The following is a 23,243-nucleotide window of genomic DNA, read 5'->3' on the forward strand; positions in this document are numbered from 1 at the left end:
GCACCACATGAATGAGCCGGAGATGCTGCGCGCACCGGCCCCCGACGTTGGCCAAACCACCGTGATCGGCGACTACCTCGCCTGGCTGGAACAGCACCGCAACCTCGCCTGCACCGACTACCGCGCCCTGCACCGCTGGTCCGTCACCGACCTCGAAGGCTTCTGGTCGTCGATCTGGGAATACTTCGACGTCCGCGCGCACACCCCCTACCGTCGAGTGCTCGGCCGTAGGGACATGCCCGGCGCCGAATGGTTTGACGGCGCCACGCTCAACTACGCCGAGCACGCCCTGCGTCCAGGCGAACACATGCCCGGTGACCTGGCGGTGCTGGCCCGTTCCCAGACTCGCGGGCCGGTCCAACTGACCTGGGGGGAACTGGCCCGGCAGGTCGCACACGCCAGGGCCGGTCTGCGCCGGCTCGGTGTCCGTCGGGGCGACCGGGTCGTCGCCTACCTGCCGAACATCCCCGAGACCCTCGTGGCCTTCCTGGCCACCGCCAGCCTGGGAGCCATCTGGTCAAGCTGCGCGCCGGAGTTCGGCGCCCGGGGCGTCATCGACCGGTTCTCGCAGATCGATCCCACCGTTCTGCTCACCATCTCCGGATACCGCTACGGGGAGAAGGACATCGACCGGCGCGAGGAGGTCGCCGCCATCCGGGCCGCACTGCCCACCCTTCGCCACACCGTCCACGTCCCGTACGGGCCGGCGCATCTCCCGGACACGGTGTCCTGGGACGACCTGCTCGCTGGGGGCGCAGAGCCCGGCTTCGAAGCGGTCCCCTTCGCCCACCCGCTGTGGGTGCTGTTCTCTTCGGGCACCACGGGCCAACCCAAGCCGATCGTCCACGCCCACGGCGGCGTCCTGCTGGAGCATCTGAAAAACCACTCCCTGAGCTGGGACCTGCGCCCGGGCGACCGCATCCTGTGGTTCACCACCACGGCCTGGATGATGTGGAACTCCCTGGTCTCCGGGCTGCTTGTGGGCGCCTCGGTCGTGCTGATCGACGGCAACCCCCTCCATCCCGACCTGGACTGGCAGTGGCGCCTCGCCGAGAACACCGGCGCCACCCTCATGGGTGCCAGCCCGGGATTCCTGATGGCCTGCCGCAAACAGGGCCTGACCCCGGCAGCGGACCACGACCTGTCCCGGCTGCGCCAGATCGGCGCCGCCGGAAGCCCACTGCCACCCGAGGGCTACCACTGGGTGCACGAACAGTTCGGCCCCCGCGTGCTGCTCAACGTGGGCAGCGGCGGCACGGATGTGTGCTCGGGCATCCTGCAGGGCAGCCCCCTGCAGCCAGTGTGGGCCGGAGCCATCTCCGGCCCCTGCCTGGGAGTGGCCGCCTCCGCCTATGACGAACAGGGCAACGAGGCCATCGACGAACTCGGCGAACTGGTCATCACCCAGCCCATGCCTTCCATGCCGACCGGCTTCTGGGGCGACACCGACGGCTCCCGCTACCGGGACACCTACTTCCACGCCTACCCGGGCGTGTGGCGCCATGGCGACTGGGTGCGCTTCGCGGCAGCGACAGGGAGCTGCACGGTGGCAGGACGCTCGGACGCCACCCTCAACCGCGGCGGGGTTCGCCTTGGCACCGCGGAGTTCTACCGCGTCATGGAAGAACTCCCCGCAGTCGACGACAGCCTGGTCGTCCACCTCGAGGACACCGCAGGCGGCCCCGGGGAACTCCTCCTGTTCGTCGCACTGCGCGACGGCGCGGGACTCGACGACGCCCTGCGCAAGCTGATCACCACCAGGCTGCGCAACGCCCTCTCCCCACGCCATGTGCCCGACAGCATCCACGCCGTGCCCGTCATACCCCGCAACCGCACCGGCAAGAAACTCGAGGTACCGGTCAAGAAAATCCTTCTGGGGGCCGCTCCCTCCGAGGTAGCAGGCAGCGACTCCCTGGCCGCCCCAGCGTCGCTGGACACCTTCGCCGCACTGGCGGCGCAGCGCCTCGCGCACTGAACCCCCAGCCCTTCGACGAGCCCCGCAGAGGAGAGAACGTATGGAAGCCACCGCCCTGAACGCGATCGACATCCACGTCCACGTCGAGCAGGACACCCACGGCTGCTACTCACTCGACGACGAACTCATGGACGCCTCCGCGGCCTACTTCAAGTCCTCCGCACACCGCACGCCCACCCTCGCGCACATCGCCGACCACTACCGCGCCCGGCACATGGCGGCAGTCGTGTTCACCGTCGACGCCACCGCTGCGACCGGACACCCGGCCCTGTCCAGCGAGGAGATCGCCGACCAGGCCGCCGCACACCCCGACGTCCTCATCCCCTTCGGCTCCGTCGACCCGCACGCCGGACAGGCCGCAATCCGACGCGCCCGACGCCTGGTCACCGAACACGGCGTACGCGGCTTCAAGTTCCATCCCAGTCTTCAGGCCTTCCAGCCCAACGACATCCGCCACTACCCGCTGTACGAATCCCTCGCCGAACTCGGCGTTCCCGCCCTCTTCCACACCGGGCAGACCGGCATCGGAGCCGGCCTGTCCGGCGGACGCGGCATCAAACTGCGATACTCCGACCCCATGCTGCTCGACGACGTGGCCGCCGACTTCCCTGGCCTCACCATCATCATGGCGCACCCCTGAGTCCCCTGGCAGGACGCGGCAATCTCCATTGCCACCCACAAAGCCAACGTCTACATCGACCTGTCGGGCTGGTCACCGAAGTACTTCCCGCCCCAGCTCGTGCGAGCGGCTGACAGCTTCCTCAAACACAAGGTGCTCTTCGGCTCGGACTTCCCCGTCCTCACCCCCGACCGCTGGCTGGCCGACTTCGCCGAACTGCCGATCAAGGACGAGGTAAGGCCCCTGATCATCAAGCAGAACGCGGCCCGGATAATGCGGCTGGGAATGTCCAATGATGACGGATCAGTGACCACGGCGGCCGGCCAACGGTGCGAGGGGAATCGGTAGTTCAGGTCCGTGCTCAGCGACACGCCGATGTCGTCGGAGAGCTACAACATCGCTCTCCATGGCACTCCGGATTCCGAACAGCCGTGGGGATGGCAGCTGTACAGACCCCACGCGGCCGTGAACTGCCTGGTCGTCGACGGGAACGTGACGATCAGCCCGCTGTTCCTGGGCGCCGAGCCCGACCAGATCCACGAGGGCGAGTACGCGGGGTCCGGCCGTCCGTTCCAGCGACGCGCCGAACTTGCGCTGGAGCTCATGAACCTGGTGCCGGACGACCAGCGCGCCGCAGCGGTCCTCTTCCACCCGGCGACGAGCGACACCTCGCCGGCGCCTTCCAGGACAACCGGGTCATCCCCTTCGAAGGCACGCCCGTGGCGCACATGCCCGAGCGCGCCCAGGAACTGGTCTTCGAGGTCGTCGAGGAGTTCCTCTCCGTGCTCCCTGAGGGGCCGCGTGCCGCCAGGATGCGGCAGGTCCGGAACCATCTCCAGGACACGTGGTGGTGCTGGATAGGCGGCCTCCAGCCCGGCGACGTGTTCTCTTCCGCGTACAGCCACGGGTCATCATCGTCGAGTTCGACCACCACTGCTTCCTGGACTATGACACCCCACGCCCGTTTCCACATCCACACGGTGGTGCGCACACCGCACGGAAACGACCACGGACGAGCATGGGTCACCCAGTGGGCATCCGGGAACCGCGCGGAGTGACGCACAGAAGCGGTGCGCAGACGCCACCCGGGGCGGCGACGTCCGCGGTGTGATCATGCACACCGACAGCGGCAGCGAATACTGCTCCCGGAAGTTCAAGCGACCCTGCCGCAAGCTGGGCATCGTGCAGCCGATGGCGGAGTCGGATTGCCGGGCTCCCTGCGGGAGCGCCGCCCGGGCCACGGCCGCTGTCTGCAACGGGATCTCCGGCAGCTCCTTAGGCCGTACGACAGGACAACAGCCCGGTGCGTCATGCCGGATTGCGACGGTCGGCGGCGATCAGGGTCGGCAGCTTTCGTTTCTACGGTGCAACGGCGGAGCTCGGCATCGCGGGGATGACCGCGATGCCGATCTGGAGGGCGTCGGTGGTGGATCGGCGCCGCGTCAGGTCAGCCCGCCATGTGGCGGACCGGTTCCTGGGTGGCTCCCGTCCGGCGCCGGGCGGTGAGGCCGAGTGCGGCGGTGGCGACGGTCCCGGCGAGGGCGAGGACGCCCAGGGCGTTCGCCAGGGTGCCGACGGCGGAGGTGAGTGCGAGGACCACGAGCGGGCAGATGAACTGGCCGAGGAAAGAAGGAGCCTGTCCACAGGCCGGTGCCGCGGCCGCGGTCTGCGTAGCCGAGCTTGGACATGGCGAGGGTGAGCAGGCTCGGCAGCATGATGCCGCTGCCCAGGCAATTGATCACGGCACCGATGGCCAGGACGACCGGGTTGGGGGCGAGCCAGATCACCGCGAAGCCCAGGGCGCACAGGCCGAAGGCGGTAGGCAGCCAGACTTGCGGGCTGCGGCCGGCCTTGGCGAAGACGGCGGCGCCGACCACGACCGCGGCACTGGAGCTGGCTGTGGTCAGTCCGATCACGCCGGAGTTGCTCACGCCCATGTCGTCCAGGAGGAACGCCATCTCCACCTGGACGGTGTAGAAGAGGACGGCGCCGAAGAGGGTCAGCGCGCACGTGCCGGCCAGCGGACGCCAGGGGAAGGGCCGCTTGACCGCCTGCTCCGTCGGTTCCGAGGCGGTGGGGGAGGGCCCGTTCGCGCGGTCGGCCGGTCGGGGTTGGGGCAGAAAGGCGGCCATGGCGGGGGCGAGCAGCAGGCTCACGGCGTAGGCCCAGAACGGCATGCGCCAGCCGGCCGATCCGGCCGCCCCGCCCAGGACGAAGAAGGCCGTCGCGGAGATCGAGGCGCACATCGTCTGCATCGCGAGGTAGCGGTCGCGTTGCCGGCCGGAGTAGTAGTCGCCGATCAGCGTGGTGCTGCAGGTCATGATGGCGGCTTCGGCGACACCGACGAGGGCACGGCTGGCGACGATGGCGCCGAGGGAGTCCAGCCACAGGGGAGCGGTGCCGAGGATCGCGTACAGCACGGTCGAGACGACGAGCAGGCGTTTGCGTCCCAGCCGGTCGACGATGACGCCGGCGAAGGGGGCCAGCAGCGCCAGGGAGAGGGCGGGGATGGTCAGCGCCATGGGGACGAGAGCGTCGACGCCCGGCACGTCGGCGAAGTAGGCCTGCATCTGCGGCAGGACGGGGGCGATGAGAACGGCGCCCAGGATGGGCAGGCAACTGCCGGCCATCAGTAGCGTGAGGCGAAGCCGGTGGCCGGGGCCGGACACCGGCTGCTCGATCGGGGTGTCCTCGACGGCTGCGGGCGTCGGGGACGGGAGCGGAGGCACGGGTGCAGGCATGCGGGAACTCCACGTGGCGGGTCGGGAGGGGGACGAGGGTGCGGCCGTCGAGGTCGGGCCGCCCGGTACCGGTGGCAGGTTCGGAGCGAGGTGCCTATGACTGCCGGGCGTCGCGGCGGGCAGGCGCACCGGGCGCCTGCGCGGTCCCGGCCGGCGGGTGATGGTGCGGCTCCGGCGCCGGGTTGAGACGACTATGGGCCAAGGGGCAGGTCCTGCCTAGCCCTCATCCGATCGATATCGAAGATGTGGATCATCCGGGGTCTGGATGCCGGGCACCTGTAGGAGCCCGCTATCTCGGCGCGACCGCGCCGATACGACCGGGCTCGGAAGCGGCCAGCTCCGCTCCCACGCGGGCCGCGGTCTCGCGCAGCCAGATGTGGGCGGCGTCGTGGGTGTGCACCGGGTGCCACCACAGTGCCTCCTGGAGAGGGACCGCCCCGTAGGGCGGTTCCATGAGGCGCACGGCGGCCACGCCGCGCAGCAGCTCGGCCAGGCGCTGCTGTACCAGGGCGATCCGGCGGGTGCCGGCGACCAGGAAGGGCAGCGCCTGGAAGCTGTCGACGGAGATCTCCACGCGAGGATCGACGCCGAGCATGCTCAGCTGCCGGGCGGCCGGAGCGTCGTAGGCGCGCTGGTACACGACCCACGGCAGCCGTGCCAGGTCGTCCATGGTCAGCTGGTCGCCGACCTCGTCGTTCGTCTCGGCGACCAGGAAGGCCCAACGGTCGGTGAACAGGTCGACGGCGGGGACACCGCCGATGATGCCGCGCGGCATCAGCAGCCCGTCGGCCGTGCTGAGCAGCGGTGCCGTGTCCTCCGTGACGTCGATGGGCGTCCGCTGGAAGCGCAGCCGCACCCCCGGGGCCTCGGCGTGCACGGTACGGGCGAGTTCGGCGCCGAACACGGCGAGGGCGTAGTCGGAGGTGAGAAGGGTGAACTCGTGCTCCTCGCTGCCCGCGGCGAAGTCGGCCCTGCTGCTGAAGACCCGTTCCAGCATGTCGCAGGCGGTCGAGGTGCGGTCCAGCAGGGCGCGCCCGAGGGCGGTCAGTTCGTACTGTTTGCCGACGCGCGCGAGCAGGTCGTCGTCGAAGTGGCGGCGCAGGCGGGCCAGGGCCGCGCTCATCGCCGGCTGACTGAGCCCGACGCGCTGCCCGGCGCGGGTGACGTTGCGTTCCTCCAGCAGGGCCCGCAGGGACAGGACGAGATTGAGATCGAGGCCGGCGAGGGACACGGACACGACGCCTCCAGAGCGAGGCTGCTTGCGGCAGCACCATCTACACAACAGATGATCAACATCTAAAGAATCTATTTCCCAGATTACGCGGTGGGGGTCACATTGGTCTCACTGCAATCTGGAGGACATTCCCGTGAAACCCGCAGCCGCTTCCGCATCCTTCTCCGGACCCTTCGCCCTTGGCGTCTTCTCCGGCCCTGACCAGGCGTCGTTCCCCGGTCTCGTGATCCCTGGGGGGCACGTGCTGGATCTTCCCACGGCCCTCGGAGAGCCGGCCCTGACGACCCGGGGCATCCTTGAGCGCTGGGACGAGATACTCCCTCGCCTGCACGGGCTCGCGGCCGATGAGACGGCCGACTGGCGACCGTTGGAGCACTTGCGGGCCCACGCGCCGGTCGAACCCCGCCAGGTCTTCCAGTCCGGCGCCAACTACCGGCAGCACGTGATCGACCTGGAGGTCGCCCACCGTGCCCCCGACGACCCCCGCACCGTAGAGGAGGCGCGCGCTGAAATTGCCGTGATCATGGACCGTAGGGCGGCCGAGGACCTGCCGTACGTGTTCACCGGCCTGCCGAGCGCGATCACCGGCCCCTTCGACGACGTCGTACTTCCGGATTGGGCCGAACAGCCCGACTGGGAGCTGGAGTTGGCGGCCGTCATCGCAAGGCCCGCCTACCGGGTGACGGTCGAGGAGGCCCTGGAGTACGTCGCGGGCTACACGATCGCCAACGACCTCACCGACCGCGCCACCGTCTTCCGTCGGGACATGAAGGCCATCGGCACCGACTGGCTGCGCAGCAAGAACGCCCCCGGCTTCACCCCGCTCGGCCCGTGGATCGTGCCCGCCGAGTCGATCGCCGACCCTGGTGACCTGCGGGTCACGCTGAAGCTCAACGGCGAGACCATGCAGGACGAGTCCACCAAGGACATGCTCTTCGGCGTCGCGCGGCTGGTGTCGTACATCTCGCAGACCTCCCGGCTCCTGCCCGGCGACCTGGTGCTCACCGGCAGTCCGGCCGGCAACGGCATGCACTGGGGGCGGCTGCTGCGCGACGGCGACGTCATGGAGGGCTCCATCACGGGCCTGGGCACCCAGCGCACCCGCTGCGTCGCGGAGGGGACCGCGTCGTGACGGCCCCGCTCGATCCTGCGGACGCCGAGGGCGCGATCACCGAGGCCGCCAAGCGGGTTTCCAACTGGGGGCGTTGGGGCGAGGACGACGTGCTCGGCACCCTCAACTTCCTCGACGAGGCCAAGCGGCGCGAGGGCGCGGCCCTGGTCCGCCGGGGCGTGAGTTTCTCGCTGTCGCAACGGTTCGACATGAACGGCCCGCAGAAGGGCTGGCGCCGCCGCACCAACCCCGTCCACACCATGCTGGACACGGGCACCGACGCGGCCCTCGGCAACCAGGGCTTCCCGCACGGCATCGGCGGCGCCGACGACGTGATCGCGATGCCCCTGCAGTGCTCCACCCAGTGGGACGGGCTCGGGCACATCTTCGACCACGGCAAGGCGTGGAACGGACGCGACGCCGCGAAGACCGTCACCTCGGACGGTGATCTGGTCACCGGCATCGAGCACATGGCCCCGTACGTCGCCGGGCGCGGAGTCCTCCTCGACGTCGGCCGGGTGATCGGCGACGAACGCGGAGAACTGCCCGACGGTTTCGCGATCACCGAGGAACACCTGACCGCGACCGCCGAGGCGCACGGCGTGACCGTCGGCCGCGGGGACATCGTCATTGTCCGGACCGGGCGCCTGGCACGCGCCCGCCGCGAGGGCTGGGGCGACTACGCGGGCGGAGACTCGCCCGGTCTGTCCTTCACCACCGCCGGCTGGCTGCACGCGAGCGAGATCGCCGCCATCGCCACCGACACCTGGGGCTTCGAGGTACGGCCGAACGAGTTCGACGGCGCCTTCCAGCCGCTGCACCAGGTCGCCATCCCCAACATGGGCCTGCTGATCGGCGAGATGTGGGACCCCGACGCTCTCGCGGCCGACTGCGCCTTTGACGGCGTGTACGAGTTCTGGCTCACCGCCGCGCCCCTGCCCATCACCGGAGCCGTCGGCTCCCCCGTCAATCCGGTCGCCGTCAAGTGACCTGCCCAACAAAGGAGTTGGCCATGGAAGGAAAGAGAGTCCTGGTCATCGGAGGGGGCACCTCCGGCAACGTCATGACCGTGCTGCTGCGGCGGGCCGGCATCGACGTCGACCTGGTCGAGGTCAGACCGGACTGGAACGTACGCGGTTCCGGCATCACCCTTCAGGGCAACGCCCTGCGCGTGCTGCGCGAGATCGGCGTCTGGGACGAGGTCCGCGAGCACGGCTTCGGCTTCGACGCCCTGGGGCTGACGACGCCCGACGGCACCGTGCTGCACGTCGGCGACGTCCTGCGCACGGGCGGAGACGACCTCCCCGCCACCCTGGGCATGCAGCGCCCGGTACTCCAGCGCATCCTCGCCGACGCCGTCCGGGCATCCGGCGCGAACGTCCGGCTCGGCACCACCGCCGAGATCCTCACCCAGGACGACACGTCAGTGACCGTCCGGTTCAGTGACGGCACCGAGGGCCGCTACGACCTCGTCGTGGCCGCAGACGGCCTCAACTCCGCGACCCGCGCCGCCATCGGCATCGACGTCAAACCCGAGCCGACGGGCATGGCGATCTGGCGTGTCCCGGCGCCCCGCCCGGCCGGAGTGGAGCGCAGCGACCTCTCCCACGGCGGCCCCTGCTACATCGCCGGCTACACGCCCACCAGCAAGGACACGATCTACGCCTATCTGGTGGAGGCCGGCCGCGACCGCGCCACGATCCCGCCCGAGTCCTACGCGCAGGAGATGCGCCGCCTCGCCGAGGGCTACGGCGGTGCCTGGGACGAGATCCGCGACTCGATCAACGATTCGGCGCAGGTGAACTACACCTGGTTCGACCGGATGCTGGTCGAGGGTTCCTGGCACCGGGGCCGGGTCGTCCTCGTCGGCGACACCGCGCACTGCTGCCCGCCGACCATGGCCCAGGGCGCGGCGATGGCCATGGAGGACGCCTGGGTGCTGTCCGAGCTGCTGACCAGCGGATCCGCGTGGGACGAGGAACTGTTCACGCGCTACTACGAGCGGCGGATCGACCGGGTCCGGATGGTCGTCGAAGCGTCCGTGCAGATCGGGCAGTGGCAGCTCGACGGCGTGCCCGGTGACGTGCCCGGGCTGCTGGACGCCACCCTGCCGGTGCTCAGGCAGCTGCCGTGACGGCCCAGCCTCCCCGGGCCACCGCCGGCAGCCGTCCCCAGCCCGATACCCGCCCCTCGTCGAGCGCCGACGCGCGCACTTCCCCGACCGTCGACGTACACGCGCACGTCCTGATCCCGGAGGTCGAGGCCCTGGTGGCCGACCTGCCGGGCCTGGCGGAGGCCAGGGCCCTCGACGCCCGCCGCAACGGGCCCGCGGCCCGGGCCGTCAGCGGCCCCATGGTCCGCGAACGCGTCCCGAGGCTGACCGACGTGCGCCTACGTCTGGCCGCGATGGACGGGCAGGGCGTGGACGTCCAGCTGGTCAGCCCGTCCCCCTCGCACTACCACTACTGGGCGGACGAGGCGACGGCCGAGAAGCTCCACCGGCTCGCGGGCGAGGCGACGGCCGCGCACTGCGCACAGGCGCCCGACCGGCTGCGGGGGCTCGGCCTCGCCCCCCTCCAGCATCCGGAGCAGGCCGTGCGGGCCCTCGAACACGCCCTGGACCAAGGTCTTTTGGGTGTCGAGATCTCCAGTCACGCGCCGGGCCGGGAGCTGTCCGACCTTGCGTACGAACCCTTCTGGGAGCGAGCCGAGGAGACGGGCGCGGTCCTCTTCCTGCACCCCTTCGGCTGCACGCTCGACGAGCGCCTGGACCAGTGGTACCTGTCCAACACCGTCGGACAGCCCACCGAGAACGCCGTCGCCCTCTCGCACCTGATCTTCTCCGGGGTGCTGGACCGGCACCCGGAGCTTAAGCTGATCGCCGCGCACGGGGGCGGCTACCTGCCCACCCACATCGGTCGCTCCGACCACGCCTGGTCGGCCCGCTCCGACGCGGGCGCGGGCTGCGCCCATCTGCCCAGCAGCTACCTCAAGCGCTTGTACTTCGACTCCCTGGTCCACGACCCGCAGGTACTGCGGGCGCTGATCGGCGCGGTCGGAGCGGACCGGGTGCTGCTCGGCTCCGACTTCCCCTTCGACATGGGCACCGAAGACCCCGTGGGCGCGCTGCGCGCGGCGGGGCTGTCCGACCCGGACTTCCATGCCGTACGAGGCGGCAATGCCGCCGCCCTCCTTCGGAAGGACTGACATCATGCGTCTGTTCACCCATCTGAGGCATGTCGACCTTGCCGTGCCCGACTACGACAAGCAGCTCGACTTCTACTCCGGCGTGTGGGGCCTGACCAAGGTCGCCGAGGACTCCGGGATCTCGTTCCTGGCCGCCGAGGGCTCCCCGGAGCAGTACGTCGTGCGGCTGCGCAAGGCCGACGAGAAGCGGCTCGACCTCGTTTCGTACGGTGCGGCCTCAGTACCGGACGTGGACATCCTCGCCGATCGACTTCTCGCTGGTGGCGTGCAGTTGATCTCGCAGCCGGGCAAGGTCGACACCCCCGGCGGTGGCTACGGCTTCCGCTTCTTCGACGTCGACGGACGCACCATCGAGGTCTCGGCGGACGTCGAGGTCAGGCAGCACCGCAAGATCGAGGAGAAGGAGTCGATCCCGGTCAAGCTGTCGCACGTCGTCCTCAACTCCCCGGACCTGAACCGCACTCGGGAGTGGTACGAGCGTCACCTCGGGTTCCGGCTCTCCGACACGCTGATGCATCCCAAGATGGGCGAAGCGATGCACTTCATGCGTATCAGCAACCAGCACCACTCCATGGCCATAGCCCAGGGGCCGCACACGGCCCTGCACCACATCTCCTTCGAGATGCGCGGCATCGACGAGTACATGCGGGGCTCCGGACGGGTGCTCCGGGCCGGCTTCCGCAAGATCTGGGGCCCCGGTCGGCACCTGGCGGGCGACAACACCTTCACGTACTTCCTGGACCCGCAGGGCAACACGGTCGAGTACACCACCGAGCTTGAGCTGTTGGACGAGGACACCTGGCACCCGCACGTCTACGACTTCTCCCAGCCCGAGGTCACCGACCAGTGGGGAACGGCGAACCCGATGAACGAGCTGGTCGCCAAGGAGTCGTTCAACGACGTCGACCGCGGCGTGTTCGTCGCCCCGCCGGTCTGATCCCTCAGGTTCCGGTGGCGCGGTGGCCCTGTCCTCTGCCCTGACTCCCCGCCCCGCCTCACCGGTCCCCTTCTGCCGACACCCGTCGGAACCTGGAGCCACACATGCGATTCGCCGCCTACGAACACGAGCAACAACACCGCGTCGCCGTCGTCGAGGAGGACGGCACGCTGTACCCGATCCCCGGGGCGCGCTCGCTCACCGAGCTGATCCGCTCCGGCGGCGGACTCGACGCGCTCCTGCACGCCGGCGCCGCCACGCTCGACGTCCCGCCGGGCCCCCACGTGTCCGAGGTGCGACTGCTGCCGCCGCTTCAGCCGCCCACCGTGCGGGACTTCGTCACCTTCGAGGAGCACGTCGAAGGGGTACGGCGGTCCGTGGACGGCGTCGGCGGGGTGCCCGAAGCCTGGTACGACGCCCCGACGTTCTACTTCACCAACCCGTACGCCGTCATCGGCGCCCACGACGACGTCCCGGTGCCGCCGGGCAGCGAAGTCCTCGACTTCGAGCTGGAGGTCGCCGCCGTCATCGGGCAGGAGGGGCGGGACCTGACGCCAGAGCAGGCACGGGACCACATCATCGGCTACACGGTCTTCAACGACTGGTCGGCCCGCGACCTGCAGTCCCGCGAGATGCAGGTCCGCCTCGGCCCGTGCAAGGGCAAGGACACCGCCGCCACCCTCGGCCCGTACCTGGTCACCGCCGACGAACTGGAGCCGTACCGCGACACCGACGGCTTTCTGCGCCTGGCGCTGACCGCCTCGGTGAACGGCGAGGTCGTCGGCAAGGACCTGCTGTCCAACATGAGCTGGACCTTCGAGGAGATGGTCGCCTACGCCTCGCGCGGCACCGTCGTTCGCCCCGGCGACGTGCTCGGCTCCGGCACCTGCGGCAACGGAGGCTGCCTCGCCGAGCTGTGGGGCGTCCGGGGTGAGCAGTCCCCGCCCCCGCTGAAGCCGGGCGACACCGTCGTCCTCACCGTGGAGGGCATCGGCACCGTCTCCAACACCGTGGTGGCGGGCAGGGATCCGCAGCCGCTGCCGAACGCCCGCCGCCGTACCAGGGAGCGGCCGTGAACGACCTGCACCCCAAGCGGCTCCTCGGCAAGGTCGTCGTCGTCACCGGTGCCGCGCGCGGCCAGGGCGCCGCCGAGGCCGAGGCCCTGACCCGCGAGGGCGCCCGCGTCATCGCCACCGACGTGTTGGATACCCCCGGCTGCCGCCGCCTCGACGTCACCGACGAGGAGCACTGGGCACAGTTGGCCGCCGAGTTGCGGGAGTCGTACGGCCAGGTGCACGGCCTGGTCAACAACGCGGGCATCACCTGGCGTGCTCGCCTCGGCGATGTGACCCCCGACGACTTCGCCCGCGTCCACGCCGTCAACGTCACGGGCCCGCTCCTTGCCATCCAGAACCTCACGCCCCTCATGCCGCCCGGCTCGTCCATCGTCAACGTCGGCTCCACCGCCGCGCTCAGCGGCCATTACCCGGTCGCCTACACAACGAGCAAATGGGCACTGCGCGGCCTGTCGAAGACCGCCGCCATGGAGCTGGGCCCGCGCGGCATCCGCGTCAACACGATCCACCCCGGCTTCATCGAGACCGAGATGACCGCCTCCGCCGCGCCCGCCTTCCGTGAGGCGAACATCCGCGAGACACCCCTCGGCCGCACCGGCACGGTGGACGAGGTCGCCCCGCTCGTGGTCTTCCTCCTGTCCGACGAGTCGTCCTTCATCACCGGCGCCGAGATCCCGGTCGACGGTGGACTCACCGCGCACGGCGGCGTCAAGTCCATCTCGGACGCTCTGGGTTCGGCTGCTTCGAGTTCGGAGGGGAATTGAAACGCTGGAAGGGAAGGTGGCCCTGATGTCGGGCACGGCCCGCGGTCGGGGACGCGCGGCGGCGCTGCGGTTCGCGGCCGAGGGCGCGATCGTTGTCGGCTGCGACCTGCGGCACGAGTCTGCGCCCGTGACCCAGCGTCTCGTCGCGCAGGCGGGCACGGCCGTCGCCTCCGGCCTGCTGGCCGCGGACGCCTTCGGGGGATCGACATTCCTACGAGGACTTCGGCTTCACGATGCGCGCCGAGCCGGACTCGGTGTGGCCGGCCGCACACATCGGTGGCCAGTTCGCCGCCGAAGGAGCCCCGTACGGCATCCGCGCGACCTGCGTCAGCCCTGGGGTGATCGACACCGAGGCACGGCGCCAACCTCGTCGACGGCGGCTGGTTGTCCGTACTCCCCGGCTGAAAGAGAGCACTTTAGTGAACAAGGTGAGCGCGAAGGCCGGCGAGGCGGTCGCCGACATTCCCGACGGCGCGTCACTGGCCGTCGGCGGCTTCGGCCTCAGCGGCATTCCCGAAGTGGTGATCCGGGCGCGGGCTGGGCGTGCTGCTCGCCGCCGGCCGGATCGCCCGCGTGACGGGCAGTGACGTCGGCGAGAACAAGGAGTTCGCCCGCCAGTACCTGTCGGGCGAGCTGGAGGTGGAGCTGGTGCCGTAGGGGACACCGGCCGAGCGGCTGCGCGCCGGCGGCGCGGGCATCCCCGCGTTCTACACCCCGGCCGGTGTGGGCACCCAGGTCGCGAAGGGCGGTCTGCCGTGGAGGTATGCGGCGGACGGTTCGGTCGCCGTGGCCTCCCCGCCCGAGTCCATGAATCGTCCTCTCCGGCTCAGGTCCGTCATCGGCCGGAGCCGCGGCCGTCGACACCCCACCCTGGCGCGGCGGCCATCCACCGAACCGAAAACCTCAGCAGCGCGGCTATCCCGCCACGGGGTACATCGCCCCGCGCCGCCCCTCCGGCGACGCCAGCCACTCCAGCTTGCCCGCGGTGTCCGCCTCCTGAAGCGGCGTGTGCAGCACGATCGACAGATCCGGCCGCGCCGGCAGCCTCATTACGCTGGACTCGAAGCACAGCAGCCCGAGCACCGGGTGGATCATCTCCTTGCGGATCTGCCCGGCCTCCTCGATGTCCCGCCGCTCCCACAACTCGGCGAACTCCGGGCTCGCCGCCTTCAGTTCGGACGCCACTGCCTGGAATCCCTCGTCGTCCGGGCTGGCCAGGCTGGCCGCCCGGAACTGCGCGACGACCGTGCGCGCGTTCTGCTCCCAACTCCGTGAACGGGCGCGATACATCGGGTCGGTGAAGAAGTCGACGAGGCAGTTCTGCGTGATGCCGGGCTTCATCCCGAGGACCGTCGCGGCCGCGTCGTTGAACAGCACGGTGTTGTAGTACAGGTCCATGATGTGGGCCGGATACGGCATCCACGCGTCGATCATCCGCTGCAGCCCCGCGGGGGTGTCCCCCTGCCTGTCCGGCTCGGCCTCGGGTACGGGCGGGTGCAACTCGGCGAGGACGTAGAGATGGCGGCGCTCGGTATTGGTCAGCCGCAGGACACGGGCGACGGAGTCGAGGACCTGGGGGGAGACCGAGATGTTCCGGCCCTGTTCCAGCCACTGGTACCAGGAGACGCCGACACCCGCGAGCACCGCGACCTCCTCACGTCGCAGACCCGGGGTACGCCGAAAGGCACCACCGTCCGGAAGCCCGGCGTCCGCCGGGGTGACCCGAGCCCTCCGGCTCATCAGGAACTCGCGCAGCTCACTGCGCCGCCGGGCCTTGGACGTGTCCCCGGGCATGTGCCGGTCCTCCTCGTGTCTGGTGGTGCTGCCACCAGGACAACCTGACACTCCCCACTGCTATTCCGCTGGTCGCAGGCTCTCACCCATGGCCATCGACACCACCCCCAACCCCTCACCGCTCGCCGCACCACGCTTGTCCACGCGTGACAAACTCGTCCTGTTCGTCCTGTGCGCCGCCCAGTTCATGGTGGCCCTCGACTTCTCCGTGCTGAACGTGGCGCTGCCCGCCCTCGGCGCCGACCTCGGCATGAGCCGGTGGGCGTTGCAGTGGGCCGTCACCGCGTTCGCCCTGCCGTCCGGCGGCTTCCTGCTCCTGTTCGGCCGCATCGGCGACCTGTACGGCCGCCGGCGGCTGTTCCTGTCCGGCCTCGCCCTGTTCGGGGCGGCCTCACTGCTGGCGGCCTTCGCCTGGGACCCGGCGTCGTTCCTGGCGGGGCGGGCGTTGCAGGGGATCGGCGCGGCGGCCATCGTGCCGACCGGGATGTCCCTGCTCACCACGACGTTCCCGGAGGGACCGGCCCGCGACCGCGCTCTCGGTATCTCGGGCACGCTGCTCTCGCTCGGCTTCACCGTGGGCATGGTGGCCGGCGGTGTCATGACCGATGTACTGGGCTGGCGCTCCACCATGGGCGTACTCGCTCTCTTCGCCCTGATCGTCCTGCCCCTGGCCCCCGGTCTGCTCCCGGAGTCCCGCACCCCTGAGCGCCCGCGCCTGGACGTGCCCGGCGCGGTCACCGTCACCGGCGGTCTGCTGTCGGTGATCTACGCCCTGTCGACGGCCGCCGACCGCGGATTCGGCCACCTCGACGTCATCGCCACCCTCGGGGCGGGCCTGGCGCTGCTTTCCTTGTTCGTGCTCGTGGAATCCCGCACCGAGGCGCCGCTGGTCTCCCTGCCGATGCTGCGCCGCCGCACCGTGGCATGGGGCAACCTGGCCGGTCTGGTCACCTTCTCGATGATGTCGACGCTGGTGTTCGTGCTGACCCTGTACTTCGAGGAGACCCTGGATCTATCCGCCTTCCGAACCGGGCTGATCTTCGGCGTGGCGGGTGTGCTGTCGGCCGTCGCCGGGGCCTACGCCTCCAAGGTCATCGGCCGCTTCGGCGCCCGTCGCACGCTCGTCGGCTCGCTCGTCGGGCAGGGTGTGCTGACCGGGGTGCTGCTGGGCGTGAACGCCGACGTCTGGTCGGTGTGGCTCGCCACGGTTGCTGTCTCCCTGGCGTGCGTGTGCCACCTCGGTGTGATCGTCTCCTACGGTCTGACGGTCACGTCCGGTGTGCCGAACGAGGAGCAGGGCCTGGCGACCGGCCTGGTCACCTCCACCCAGCAGGTCGGCATCACCGTCGGCATCCCGCTGCTGGGCGTCCTCGCCACCACCTCCTCGGACCTGCTGACGGGCCTTCACACGGTGCTTGTCGTGGAAACGACGATCGTGCTTGCGGCCGCCGTTCTCGTCGCCCTCGGCCTCCGGAGCCGTAGGACGAACGCGAAGGCGGTCCCAGAAGCGGCCGAAGTTGAGGCACTCGACGCGCGGTAGGCCGGGCAAGACCAGGTCGTCCGAGTCCTCGATCACCTCAAGCTGTGGCGGCTCGACCGCGGTCGAAGCAGTGCCCCGTCACAGTGGCCCACTCTTGATCCACACTGGCCAACGGGGGGCCTGTCGATCGTTGTGGCGTCCTCACGATTCTGACCGCCCGACGCGGCCCGGTACCGGCAACGCGACATGTCATAAGACCGGGAAGGGATCGGGTATGGCGAATTCGACCATGTCCAGTACGTCGCCTGCTCCGAAGTCCCGCCGTCGCCGCCCTCCAGGGGAGGTGGTGTTGGGAGTGGATACACATCGTGATGCCCATGCGGCTTCGGTGCTCTCCTTGACGGCGGCGGTGCTGGCCACCGACGAGTTTCCTGCAACCGCTGCGGGCTACCGCGATCTGCTGAAGTGGGCCAGGATGTCTGGAGCCGTGAGGCGGGCCGGGGTGGATGGGACCGGCTCCTACGGCGCATCCCTCTCCCGCTATCTGCTGGCCCAGGGGGTGGACGTGTTTGACGTGAATCGGATGGACCGGGCGGATCGCCGGCGGCGTAGCACATCGGATCCGCTCGATGCCCAGAACGCGGCGCGAGCCGTGTTGAGCGGGCGGGCCTGTGCTCGGGCCAAATCAGGCGACGGGCGGGGCCTCCCCCTGAGTGGTGGACACGCTGATACTGGATCTGCTTGATCCGGAGGAAGCGAGAAGACCGCCGACGGCGATGGAGGACTACTCAGACGAGTTCAAGGCCGATGCCGTGGCCCTGTACGAGTCCACACCCGGGGCGATCTACAAGAGCATCGCCGCTGACCTGGGCATCAACCGGGCCACCCTCCGCGAGTGGGTACTGCGGGACCGCGAACGCCGTGGCATCACCGCTGCGGCCGCGAAGCCGGCCGCGCAATCCCGGCAGACGGTGCCGTCCGCTGATCCGGACGAGCGGGTGCGGCAGTTGGAGGCGAGGGTGGCGGAACTCGAGGCGAGTGAGCGCAAGCTCGCCACCGAGCGGGACATCTCCGCAAGGCGGCCAAGTATTTCGCCGGAGAGACGAACTGGTGATCAGCCGCTTCCAGTTCGTTGACGACCATCGCAACACCTACGAGGTGAAGCGGCTCTGCCAGGTCCTGCACGTGAACCGGTCCAGCTACTACAAGTGGCTCGCCGGCGCCGAGGCGAGGGCCATCTGGCAGCGCAAGGACCGGATCCTGGCCGAGGAGATCCGCGAGGTCCACGGCGAGTCCGGCGGCGCCTACGGCTCCCCGCGCATAACGGCCGAGCTTCGCGAGAAAGTACAGCGGGTCAACGAAAAGCGGGTCGCCCGCATCATGCGGACATTCTCCATCAAACGCTCCAGGGCGCCCACGGCTACGGTGACGCCGGCACCTGCCGCAGGACGGTATTCGCCTGGCTGACCCGCTACAACACTCGCCGCCGGCACTCCGCCAACGGCCACCTCAGCCCCAACGAATACGAACGCTGGCAAGGACTGGACCGACGACGGTGAGGTGCACGAAGTGCACCCGCTCAAGCGTCGCGCGGCAAACGCGACACGGCCTGTTCCCGTCCCACCGCAACTCGTACGAACTGCGTGCCCATGTGAAGCAGTTCGACGTGGCGCCTGACGGCAGACTCTTTCGGAACCAGGCCGGCAACTACGTGGATGCTTCCGCATATGGCATCACGTGGGCGCGGGCCCGGGAGTACGCCCTGACTGGTGCTGCGCGCACTTCACAGCTGGCCAAGCGACCTTACGGCCTCCGGCATGCCGGGATCTCGTTCTGGCTCTACTCCGGAGTGGACCCGGCCGAATGCGCCGCAGCGCCGGCCAAAGCATCGAGGTTCTCTTCCGTCACTACGCCAAGTTCCTCGACGGTCTTCGCGAGCAGGCGAACCAGCTCATCGAGCAGTCCATGAACGAGTGGCAGCGTGTAAGCCAAGGTGACGCACCCGAGGGCTGAGCCGGGGGTTTGGTCCGTGACTGGTCCGGAAGGACTGGTCAGGAGGGGTGCAGTAGTGGGAGGAATTGGGAGTAATCACGCGAGCCGGGCTCGCTCGAGCGTAGGTTGAGTGAGAGGGCGCCTGACTGGTGAAAGTCCAGGTCAGGCGCCTTTTTTCGTGCCTCTAGAAGAACCCCAGCTTCTTCGGCGAGTACGACACCAGGAGATTCTTCGTCTGCTGATAGTGCTCCAGCATCATCTTGTGCGTCTCACGCCCGATCCCGGACTGCTTGTAGCCGCCGAACGCCGCATGCGCCGGATACGCGTGGTAGCAGTTCGTCCACACCCGGCCCGCCTGGATCGCCCGGCCCGCGCGGTAGGCGGTGTTCATGTCCCGGGTCCACACACCCGCCCCGAGGCCGTACAGCGTGTCGTTGGCGGTCTTGATCGCGTCGTCGAAGTCGCCGAACGACGTCACGGACACCACCGGTCCGAAGATCTCCTCCTGGAAGATCCGCATCCGGTTGTCGCCCTCGAAGATGGTCGGCTGGACGTAGTAACCGCCCTTCAACTCGCCGTCGTACTCGATGCGTTCGCCCCCCGTGAGGATCCTCGCCCCCTCCTGCCGGCCGATGTCCAGATACGAGAGGATCTTCTCCAGCTGGTCGTTGGAGGCCTGGGCGCCGATCATCGTGTCCGTGTCGAGCGGGTGACCCGGCTTGATGAGCTCGGTGCGGGCGACCCCGGCCTGGAGGAAGTCGGCGTAGTTGCCTCGTTGCACCAGCGCCCGGGAGGGACAAGTGCACACCTCGCCCTGGTTGAGGGCGAACATGGTGAAGCCTTCGAGTGCCTTGTCGCGGAAGTCGTCGTCCGCGGCCCACACGTCGTCGAAGAAGATGTTCGGCGACTTGCCACCCAGCTCCAGGGTGACCGGCTTGATGTTCTCCGAGGCGTACTGCATGATCAGCCGCCCCGTCGTGGTCTCACCCGTGAACGCCACTTTCGCGACCCGCGCACTGGACGCGAGCGGCTTTCCGGCCTCCACCCCGAAGCCGTTCACGATGTTCACGACACCGGCCGGCACCAGGTCCGAGATCAGGCTCATCCAGTAGTGGATGGACGCCGGTGTCTGCTCGGCGGGCTTGATCACCACCGCGTTGCCCGCCGCGAGAGCGGGCGCCAGTTTCCAGACCGCCATCAGGATGGGGAAGTTCCACGGGATGATCTGGGCCACCACACCGAGCGGCTCATGGAAGTGGTACGCCACTGTGTCGTCGTCGAGTTCGCCGAGCGACCCCTCCTGCGCCCGGATCGCCCCCGCGAAGTAGCGGAAGTGGTCGATGGCGAGCGGGATGTCGGCGGCGAGCGTCTCGCGTACCGGCTTGCCGTTCTCCCAGCTCTCGGCTACCGCCAGTGCTTCGAGGTTCGCCTCCATCCGGTCGGCGATCTTCAGCAGGATGTCGGACCGCTGGGTCACCGACGTGCGGCCCCACGCCGGAGCCGCCGCGTGCGCCGCGTCGAGCGCGCGCTCCACATCCTCGGCGGTGCCCCGCGCGATCTCCGTGAACGGCTGCCCGTTCACCGGACTCGGGTTCTCGAAGTACTGGCCCCGGGCCGGCGGCACGTACTCGCCGCCGATGAAGTGGTCGTAGCGCGCCTGGTAGGAGACGATCGCGCCGTCGGTACCGGGCGCCGCGTAACGGGTCATGCTGGCCTGCCTCCTTCAGCAGAGCCGCCCGCCGTTGGGCCGCTCTCGCCGCGAGGCTAGAAGCGGCGAGGTTGCAGGCAGGTTGCGTGGAGATTCCCGGGGGCGAGTAAGCGGGGGCGAGGGGCAGGGGCCGGGTAGGGGTCAGGGTCAGGGTTGGAGCACGGGCGCGTGACGGTATGTGGAGCGCCGCGACGTGGGCTGTGGCGTGCCGACGGTGCGCGTCAGCCTCGGGGCGCGCTGAGGCCTGGGCGCCTACGCCTCCGGGGCGTCGGCCTCCCTGCGCGGGAGGTCGGACACGGGCTGTCGGGTACCGGGAGCCCAGGCGAGCGCGGGACCCGTGGGCACCCGGGACCTGCGCCCCCAAGCCCTCGCCCCGCCCGCTCTCCGTCAGCGCCGGACAGTCACATGCGGCCAACCCCGGGGCGCCGCCTGTTCCGACTCCAGCTCGTTCAGGCGGGCCCGTACCGCCGCCGTGGGTCGGACGGCCGCGAGCGCACGCCATACGTCGAGGTCGTCCTCGCCCCACGGCGCATGAGCCCAGTCGGCCAGCAGGTCCGGGTCCCGGCGGGCGATGAGCGCGCTGCGCAGACCGTCGGCGAGTCTCCGCCGCAGTCGGGCCACGGCCGGAGCCCGCGAACCGGGCAGCAGCGGACCCGTATACGCCCGCACCGCCGTCGTGACGGCGCCCGCCTCGATCGAACGCTCCACCACGGCGATGTCCGACTCGACCGGCACCGTCAGTCGGTACGGGCGGGACGCCAGCAACCCGGGAGCCAGGACGCGGCGCAGCCGGGCCAGTTCGGCGCGCAGGGTCACCGGCGTCACCGACTCGTCCTCGTACAGCGCGCACAGCAGCTCGTCCCCGGTCAGCCCTTCCGGGTGGCGGGCGAGCAGCACGAGGAGTTCGCTGTGCCGACGGCTGAGCCGCAACGCCCGCCCGGCGGACAGTAGATGAGCCTCGTCTCGGCCCAGCGCGGCCAGTTCGAGGGCGTCCGGCGCGGGGCCGACAGGGGCGAGCAGAGCCAGCTGCGACTCGGCGGCCCGGGCCACCGCCTGTACGAACCCGAGGCTGTGCGGATGCGCGAGCTTGTTGCGGCCGGTGATGTCCACGGCACCGAGCACCCGCCCCGTGCGCGGATCGTGCACCGGGGCTGCCGCGCACGTCCACGGCTGCACCCGCCGGATGAAGTGCTCGGCTGCGAACACCTGCACGGGCCGGTCCACGGCAACCGCCGTACCCGGCGCGTTCGTTCCCACTGCGGACTCCGCCCAGCGGGCTCCCGGTACGAAGTTGATCCGCTCCGCCTGCCGCACGGCCGAAGGATGCCCCTCGACCCACAGCAGTCTGCCCTGCGCGTCGCACACCGCGAGAACCTGCTCGTCGTCCGCGGCGAACGTGCCCATGAGCTCACGGAACAACGGCATCACCCGGGCCAGCGGATGCTCGGCACGGTAGACACCCAGGTCACCGTCCACCAGCTCCACGCTCGCCGTGCCGTCCGGCCCCACCCCCGCGCGGGCGGAGCGTATCCAGGAGTCCGCCACCACGGTACGCACTGGCCGTGTCACCGTCCCCGCCGCGGTGAACGTCTCGTGCGCGTGACGCAGCACCCGATCCCGCTCGACGGGATCGGCCCCCGGTTCCAGGGCCACCCATGGGTCGGTCAACTGGGCCTCCCGGAAGGCGATGCGGCTGGTGACATCGTCACTCGGGGGAGCGGGACGGACAACCGTTTCGACACGGTCGACCGAACGACGGCACCACCGGTCGGTTCAGGCGGCGTTGACGAGACGTATGTAGCGCGTCCAGTCCCAGTTCGGACCCGGATCGGTGTGGTCTGTGCCGGGCACCTCGTAGTGGCCGATGATGTGCCCGCGGTCCCTCGGTATGCCGTAGCGCGCGCAGATCGTCGCGGTCAACTGTGCGGACCCTTTGTACAGGGCGTCCGTGAAATAGCCGGGTCGGTCCACCCACCCTTCGTGTTCGATGCCGATGCCGCGCAGATTGTGGTTCCAGTCGCCCGCGTGCCAGGCGACGTCGTGCTCCCGGACGCACTGCGCCACATGCCCGTCGCCGGACCGTACGACGTAGTGCGCGGACACCTTCTTCTGCGGGTGCTGGAAGACGGCCAGGGTGTTGGCGTAGGACGCCTGAGTCACATGGATGACCACGAGGTCGGGGACCCGGATCTGCGGAGGGCCGGACGCCGTGTAGTTGGCGGTTGTCGCGGGCTCCCAGGTGGCGAGCGGGTAGTCGAGGGAGCGGGGCTGGGCGCCGACCCGCGGAGCGGGGAGCAGGGCGTAGGGGCCGGCGGCGAGCGCGGCGCTCCTCAACAGCCGCCGTCTGGTGGGAAGGAGTCTGGTCCGTTCTGTCTGTGAGTCGCTCATCGCTGCCAACTCCGTTCCGTGGAAGGTGAATGGGTGAGGTTCGCACCGGTCGTGGCCACGACGGCCGGGCGTCACGTGGATCACGCTACGGGGCTGGGCGGCCGGGCAGGGAGGGCCCATGAATTTCGGTGGATGACCGAGCGATTGTGGATAACTCGGTCACCCCCAGGGGTGAAGTTGCTCGCGGTGCGGCGGAGCGGAGCCGGTCGGGGCCCGT

The 23,243-nt window shown here is 69.8% G+C and carries 18 protein-coding genes and 5 pseudogenes; 17 read left to right on the forward strand and 6 right to left on the reverse strand.

The features are described from left to right. Positions 1 to 7 precede the first annotated feature (7 nt). The 4 genes and pseudogenes from ABZ855_RS12670 to ABZ855_RS12685 form a co-directional block, all read left to right on the forward strand. Entirely contained in the window at positions 8 to 1,975 is a 1,968-nt protein-coding gene (locus ABZ855_RS12670; RefSeq protein WP_360805295.1) for an acetoacetate--CoA ligase, read from the forward strand. Positions 1,976 to 2,015: 40 nt separating this feature from the next. Then, a pseudogene (locus tag ABZ855_RS12675) lies at positions 2,016 to 2,942 on the forward strand (amidohydrolase family protein). Between the two features lie 27 nt (positions 2,943 to 2,969). Continuing rightward, a pseudogene (locus ABZ855_RS12680) lies at positions 2,970 to 3,239 on the forward strand (DUF3500 domain-containing protein); the annotation flags it as partial. Between the two features lie 26 nt (positions 3,240 to 3,265). Then, positions 3,266 to 3,652 (forward strand): annotated as a pseudogene (locus ABZ855_RS12685) (DUF3500 domain-containing protein); the annotation flags it as partial. Between the two features lie 389 nt (positions 3,653 to 4,041). Here the strand turns inward: ABZ855_RS12685 and ABZ855_RS12690 are convergent. Together ABZ855_RS12690 and ABZ855_RS12695 are read right to left on the reverse strand one after the other, a co-directional pair. Next, positions 4,042 to 5,335 (reverse strand): annotated as a pseudogene (locus ABZ855_RS12690) (MFS transporter). Positions 5,336 to 5,624: 289 nt separating this feature from the next. After that, the gene (locus ABZ855_RS12695; protein WP_360805552.1) at positions 5,625 to 6,566 is read right to left on the reverse strand and encodes a LysR family transcriptional regulator; all 942 of its coding nucleotides are present in this window, start codon (positions 6,564 to 6,566) and stop codon (positions 5,625 to 5,627) included. Positions 6,567 to 6,702: 136 nt separating this feature from the next. Between ABZ855_RS12695 and ABZ855_RS12700 the strand changes: the two genes are divergently transcribed. The 8 genes and pseudogenes from ABZ855_RS12700 to ABZ855_RS12735 form a co-directional block, all read left to right on the forward strand. Next, positions 6,703 to 7,701, forward strand: a complete 999-nt coding sequence (locus tag ABZ855_RS12700) for a fumarylacetoacetate hydrolase family protein (RefSeq protein ID WP_360805298.1) — start codon at positions 6,703 to 6,705, stop codon at positions 7,699 to 7,701. Then, positions 7,698 to 8,669, forward strand: a complete 972-nt coding sequence (locus ABZ855_RS12705; protein ID WP_360805301.1) for a cyclase family protein — start codon at positions 7,698 to 7,700, stop codon at positions 8,667 to 8,669. The genes ABZ855_RS12700 and ABZ855_RS12705 overlap by 4 nt, the downstream gene beginning before the upstream one ends. Before the next feature lie 23 nt (positions 8,670 to 8,692). Beyond that, positions 8,693 to 9,814 (forward strand): FAD-dependent oxidoreductase, encoded by a 1,122-nt coding sequence (locus tag ABZ855_RS12710; protein WP_360805304.1) that lies wholly within the window; start codon positions 8,693 to 8,695, stop codon positions 9,812 to 9,814. Further along, positions 9,811 to 10,887, forward strand: a complete 1,077-nt coding sequence (locus ABZ855_RS12715; protein WP_360805307.1) for an amidohydrolase family protein — start codon at positions 9,811 to 9,813, stop codon at positions 10,885 to 10,887. The genes ABZ855_RS12710 and ABZ855_RS12715 overlap by 4 nt, the downstream gene beginning before the upstream one ends. A gap of 4 nt (positions 10,888 to 10,891) precedes the next feature. Beyond that, positions 10,892 to 11,824 carry a VOC family protein gene (locus tag ABZ855_RS12720; protein WP_360805310.1) on the forward strand — a complete coding sequence of 311 codons (933 nt, stop codon included), beginning with the start codon at positions 10,892 to 10,894 and terminating at the stop codon, positions 11,822 to 11,824. A 104-nt stretch (positions 11,825 to 11,928) separates the two neighbouring features. Continuing rightward, the gene (locus tag ABZ855_RS12725) at positions 11,929 to 12,900 is read left to right on the forward strand and encodes a fumarylacetoacetate hydrolase family protein (protein WP_360805313.1); all 972 of its coding nucleotides are present in this window, start codon (positions 11,929 to 11,931) and stop codon (positions 12,898 to 12,900) included. Next, entirely contained in the window at positions 12,897 to 13,664 is a 768-nt protein-coding gene (locus ABZ855_RS12730) for an SDR family oxidoreductase (protein WP_360805316.1), read from the forward strand. The genes ABZ855_RS12725 and ABZ855_RS12730 overlap by 4 nt, the downstream gene beginning before the upstream one ends. 419 nt (positions 13,665 to 14,083) lie before the next feature. Next, a pseudogene (locus ABZ855_RS12735) lies at positions 14,084 to 14,468 on the forward strand (CoA-transferase); the annotation flags it as partial. 111 nt (positions 14,469 to 14,579) lie between these two features. Here ABZ855_RS12735 and ABZ855_RS12740 read toward each other — a convergent pair. Continuing rightward, positions 14,580 to 15,458: a helix-turn-helix transcriptional regulator gene (locus tag ABZ855_RS12740; RefSeq protein WP_360805319.1), complete on the reverse strand. Its 879-nt coding sequence runs from the start codon at positions 15,456 to 15,458 to the stop codon at positions 14,580 to 14,582. A gap of 88 nt (positions 15,459 to 15,546) precedes the next feature. Between ABZ855_RS12740 and ABZ855_RS12745 the strand changes: the two genes are divergently transcribed. The 5 genes from ABZ855_RS12745 (at position 15,547) to ABZ855_RS12765 (ending at position 18,951) form a co-directional block, all read left to right on the forward strand. Then, the gene (locus ABZ855_RS12745) at positions 15,547 to 16,998 is read left to right on the forward strand and encodes an MFS transporter (RefSeq protein WP_360805324.1); all 1,452 of its coding nucleotides are present in this window, start codon (positions 15,547 to 15,549) and stop codon (positions 16,996 to 16,998) included. A gap of 229 nt (positions 16,999 to 17,227) precedes the next feature. Further along, complete coding sequence (locus tag ABZ855_RS12750; RefSeq protein ID WP_360805555.1) at positions 17,228 to 17,683, forward strand: transposase; 456 nt, start codon at positions 17,228 to 17,230, stop codon at positions 17,681 to 17,683. Further along, positions 17,652 to 18,074 carry a transposase gene (locus tag ABZ855_RS12755; RefSeq protein WP_360805327.1) on the forward strand — a complete coding sequence of 141 codons (423 nt, stop codon included), beginning with the start codon at positions 17,652 to 17,654 and terminating at the stop codon, positions 18,072 to 18,074. The genes ABZ855_RS12750 and ABZ855_RS12755 overlap by 32 nt, the downstream gene beginning before the upstream one ends. After that, entirely contained in the window at positions 18,049 to 18,405 is a 357-nt protein-coding gene (locus ABZ855_RS12760; RefSeq protein ID WP_360805330.1) for an IS3 family transposase, read from the forward strand. Before ABZ855_RS12755 ends, ABZ855_RS12760 begins: the two co-directional genes overlap by 26 nt. Before the next feature lie 396 nt (positions 18,406 to 18,801). Next, positions 18,802 to 18,951 (forward strand): integrase, encoded by a 150-nt coding sequence (locus ABZ855_RS12765; RefSeq protein WP_360805333.1) that lies wholly within the window; start codon positions 18,802 to 18,804, stop codon positions 18,949 to 18,951. Between the two features lie 163 nt (positions 18,952 to 19,114). Here the strand turns inward: ABZ855_RS12765 and ABZ855_RS12770 are convergent, their stop codons facing one another. The 3 genes from ABZ855_RS12770 to ABZ855_RS12780 form a co-directional block, all read right to left on the reverse strand. Beyond that, positions 19,115 to 20,638 (reverse strand): aldehyde dehydrogenase family protein, encoded by a 1,524-nt coding sequence (locus ABZ855_RS12770; RefSeq protein ID WP_360805336.1) that lies wholly within the window; start codon positions 20,636 to 20,638, stop codon positions 19,115 to 19,117. Between the two features lie 387 nt (positions 20,639 to 21,025). Next, positions 21,026 to 22,306, reverse strand: a complete 1,281-nt coding sequence (locus ABZ855_RS12775; protein ID WP_360805339.1) for a GAF domain-containing protein — start codon at positions 22,304 to 22,306, stop codon at positions 21,026 to 21,028. A gap of 105 nt (positions 22,307 to 22,411) precedes the next feature. Further along, entirely contained in the window at positions 22,412 to 23,026 is a 615-nt protein-coding gene (locus tag ABZ855_RS12780; protein WP_360805342.1) for an N-acetylmuramoyl-L-alanine amidase, read from the reverse strand. Positions 23,027 to 23,243 lie beyond the last annotated feature (217 nt).

The sequence above is a fragment of the Streptomyces sp. NPDC047042 genome (genome assembly GCF_040644035.1).
Taxonomy (GTDB): Bacteria; Actinomycetota; Actinomycetes; order Streptomycetales; family Streptomycetaceae; genus Streptomyces.

Coding starts and splice junctions, on each gene's coding strand:
- ABZ855_RS12670 (WP_360805295.1), top strand. CDS start 8: ATGAATGAGCCGGAGATGCTGCGCGCACCGGCCCCCGACGTTGGCCAA.
- ABZ855_RS12710 (WP_360805304.1), top strand. CDS start 8,693: ATGGAAGGAAAGAGAGTCCTGGTCATCGGAGGGGGCACCTCCGGCAAC.
- ABZ855_RS12720 (WP_360805310.1), top strand. CDS start 10,892: ATGCGTCTGTTCACCCATCTGAGGCATGTCGACCTTGCCGTGCCCGAC.
- ABZ855_RS12725 (WP_360805313.1), top strand. CDS start 11,929: ATGCGATTCGCCGCCTACGAACACGAGCAACAACACCGCGTCGCCGTC.
- ABZ855_RS12740 (WP_360805319.1), bottom strand. CDS start 15,458: ATGCCCGGGGACACGTCCAAGGCCCGGCGGCGCAGTGAGCTGCGCGAG.
- ABZ855_RS12745 (WP_360805324.1), top strand. CDS start 15,547: ATGGCCATCGACACCACCCCCAACCCCTCACCGCTCGCCGCACCACGC.
- ABZ855_RS12750 (WP_360805555.1), top strand. CDS start 17,228: ATGTCCAGTACGTCGCCTGCTCCGAAGTCCCGCCGTCGCCGCCCTCCA.
- ABZ855_RS12765 (WP_360805333.1), top strand. CDS start 18,802: ATGCGCCGCAGCGCCGGCCAAAGCATCGAGGTTCTCTTCCGTCACTAC.
- ABZ855_RS12770 (WP_360805336.1), bottom strand. CDS start 20,638: ATGACCCGTTACGCGGCGCCCGGTACCGACGGCGCGATCGTCTCCTAC.
- ABZ855_RS12780 (WP_360805342.1), bottom strand. CDS start 23,026: ATGAGCGACTCACAGACAGAACGGACCAGACTCCTTCCCACCAGACGG.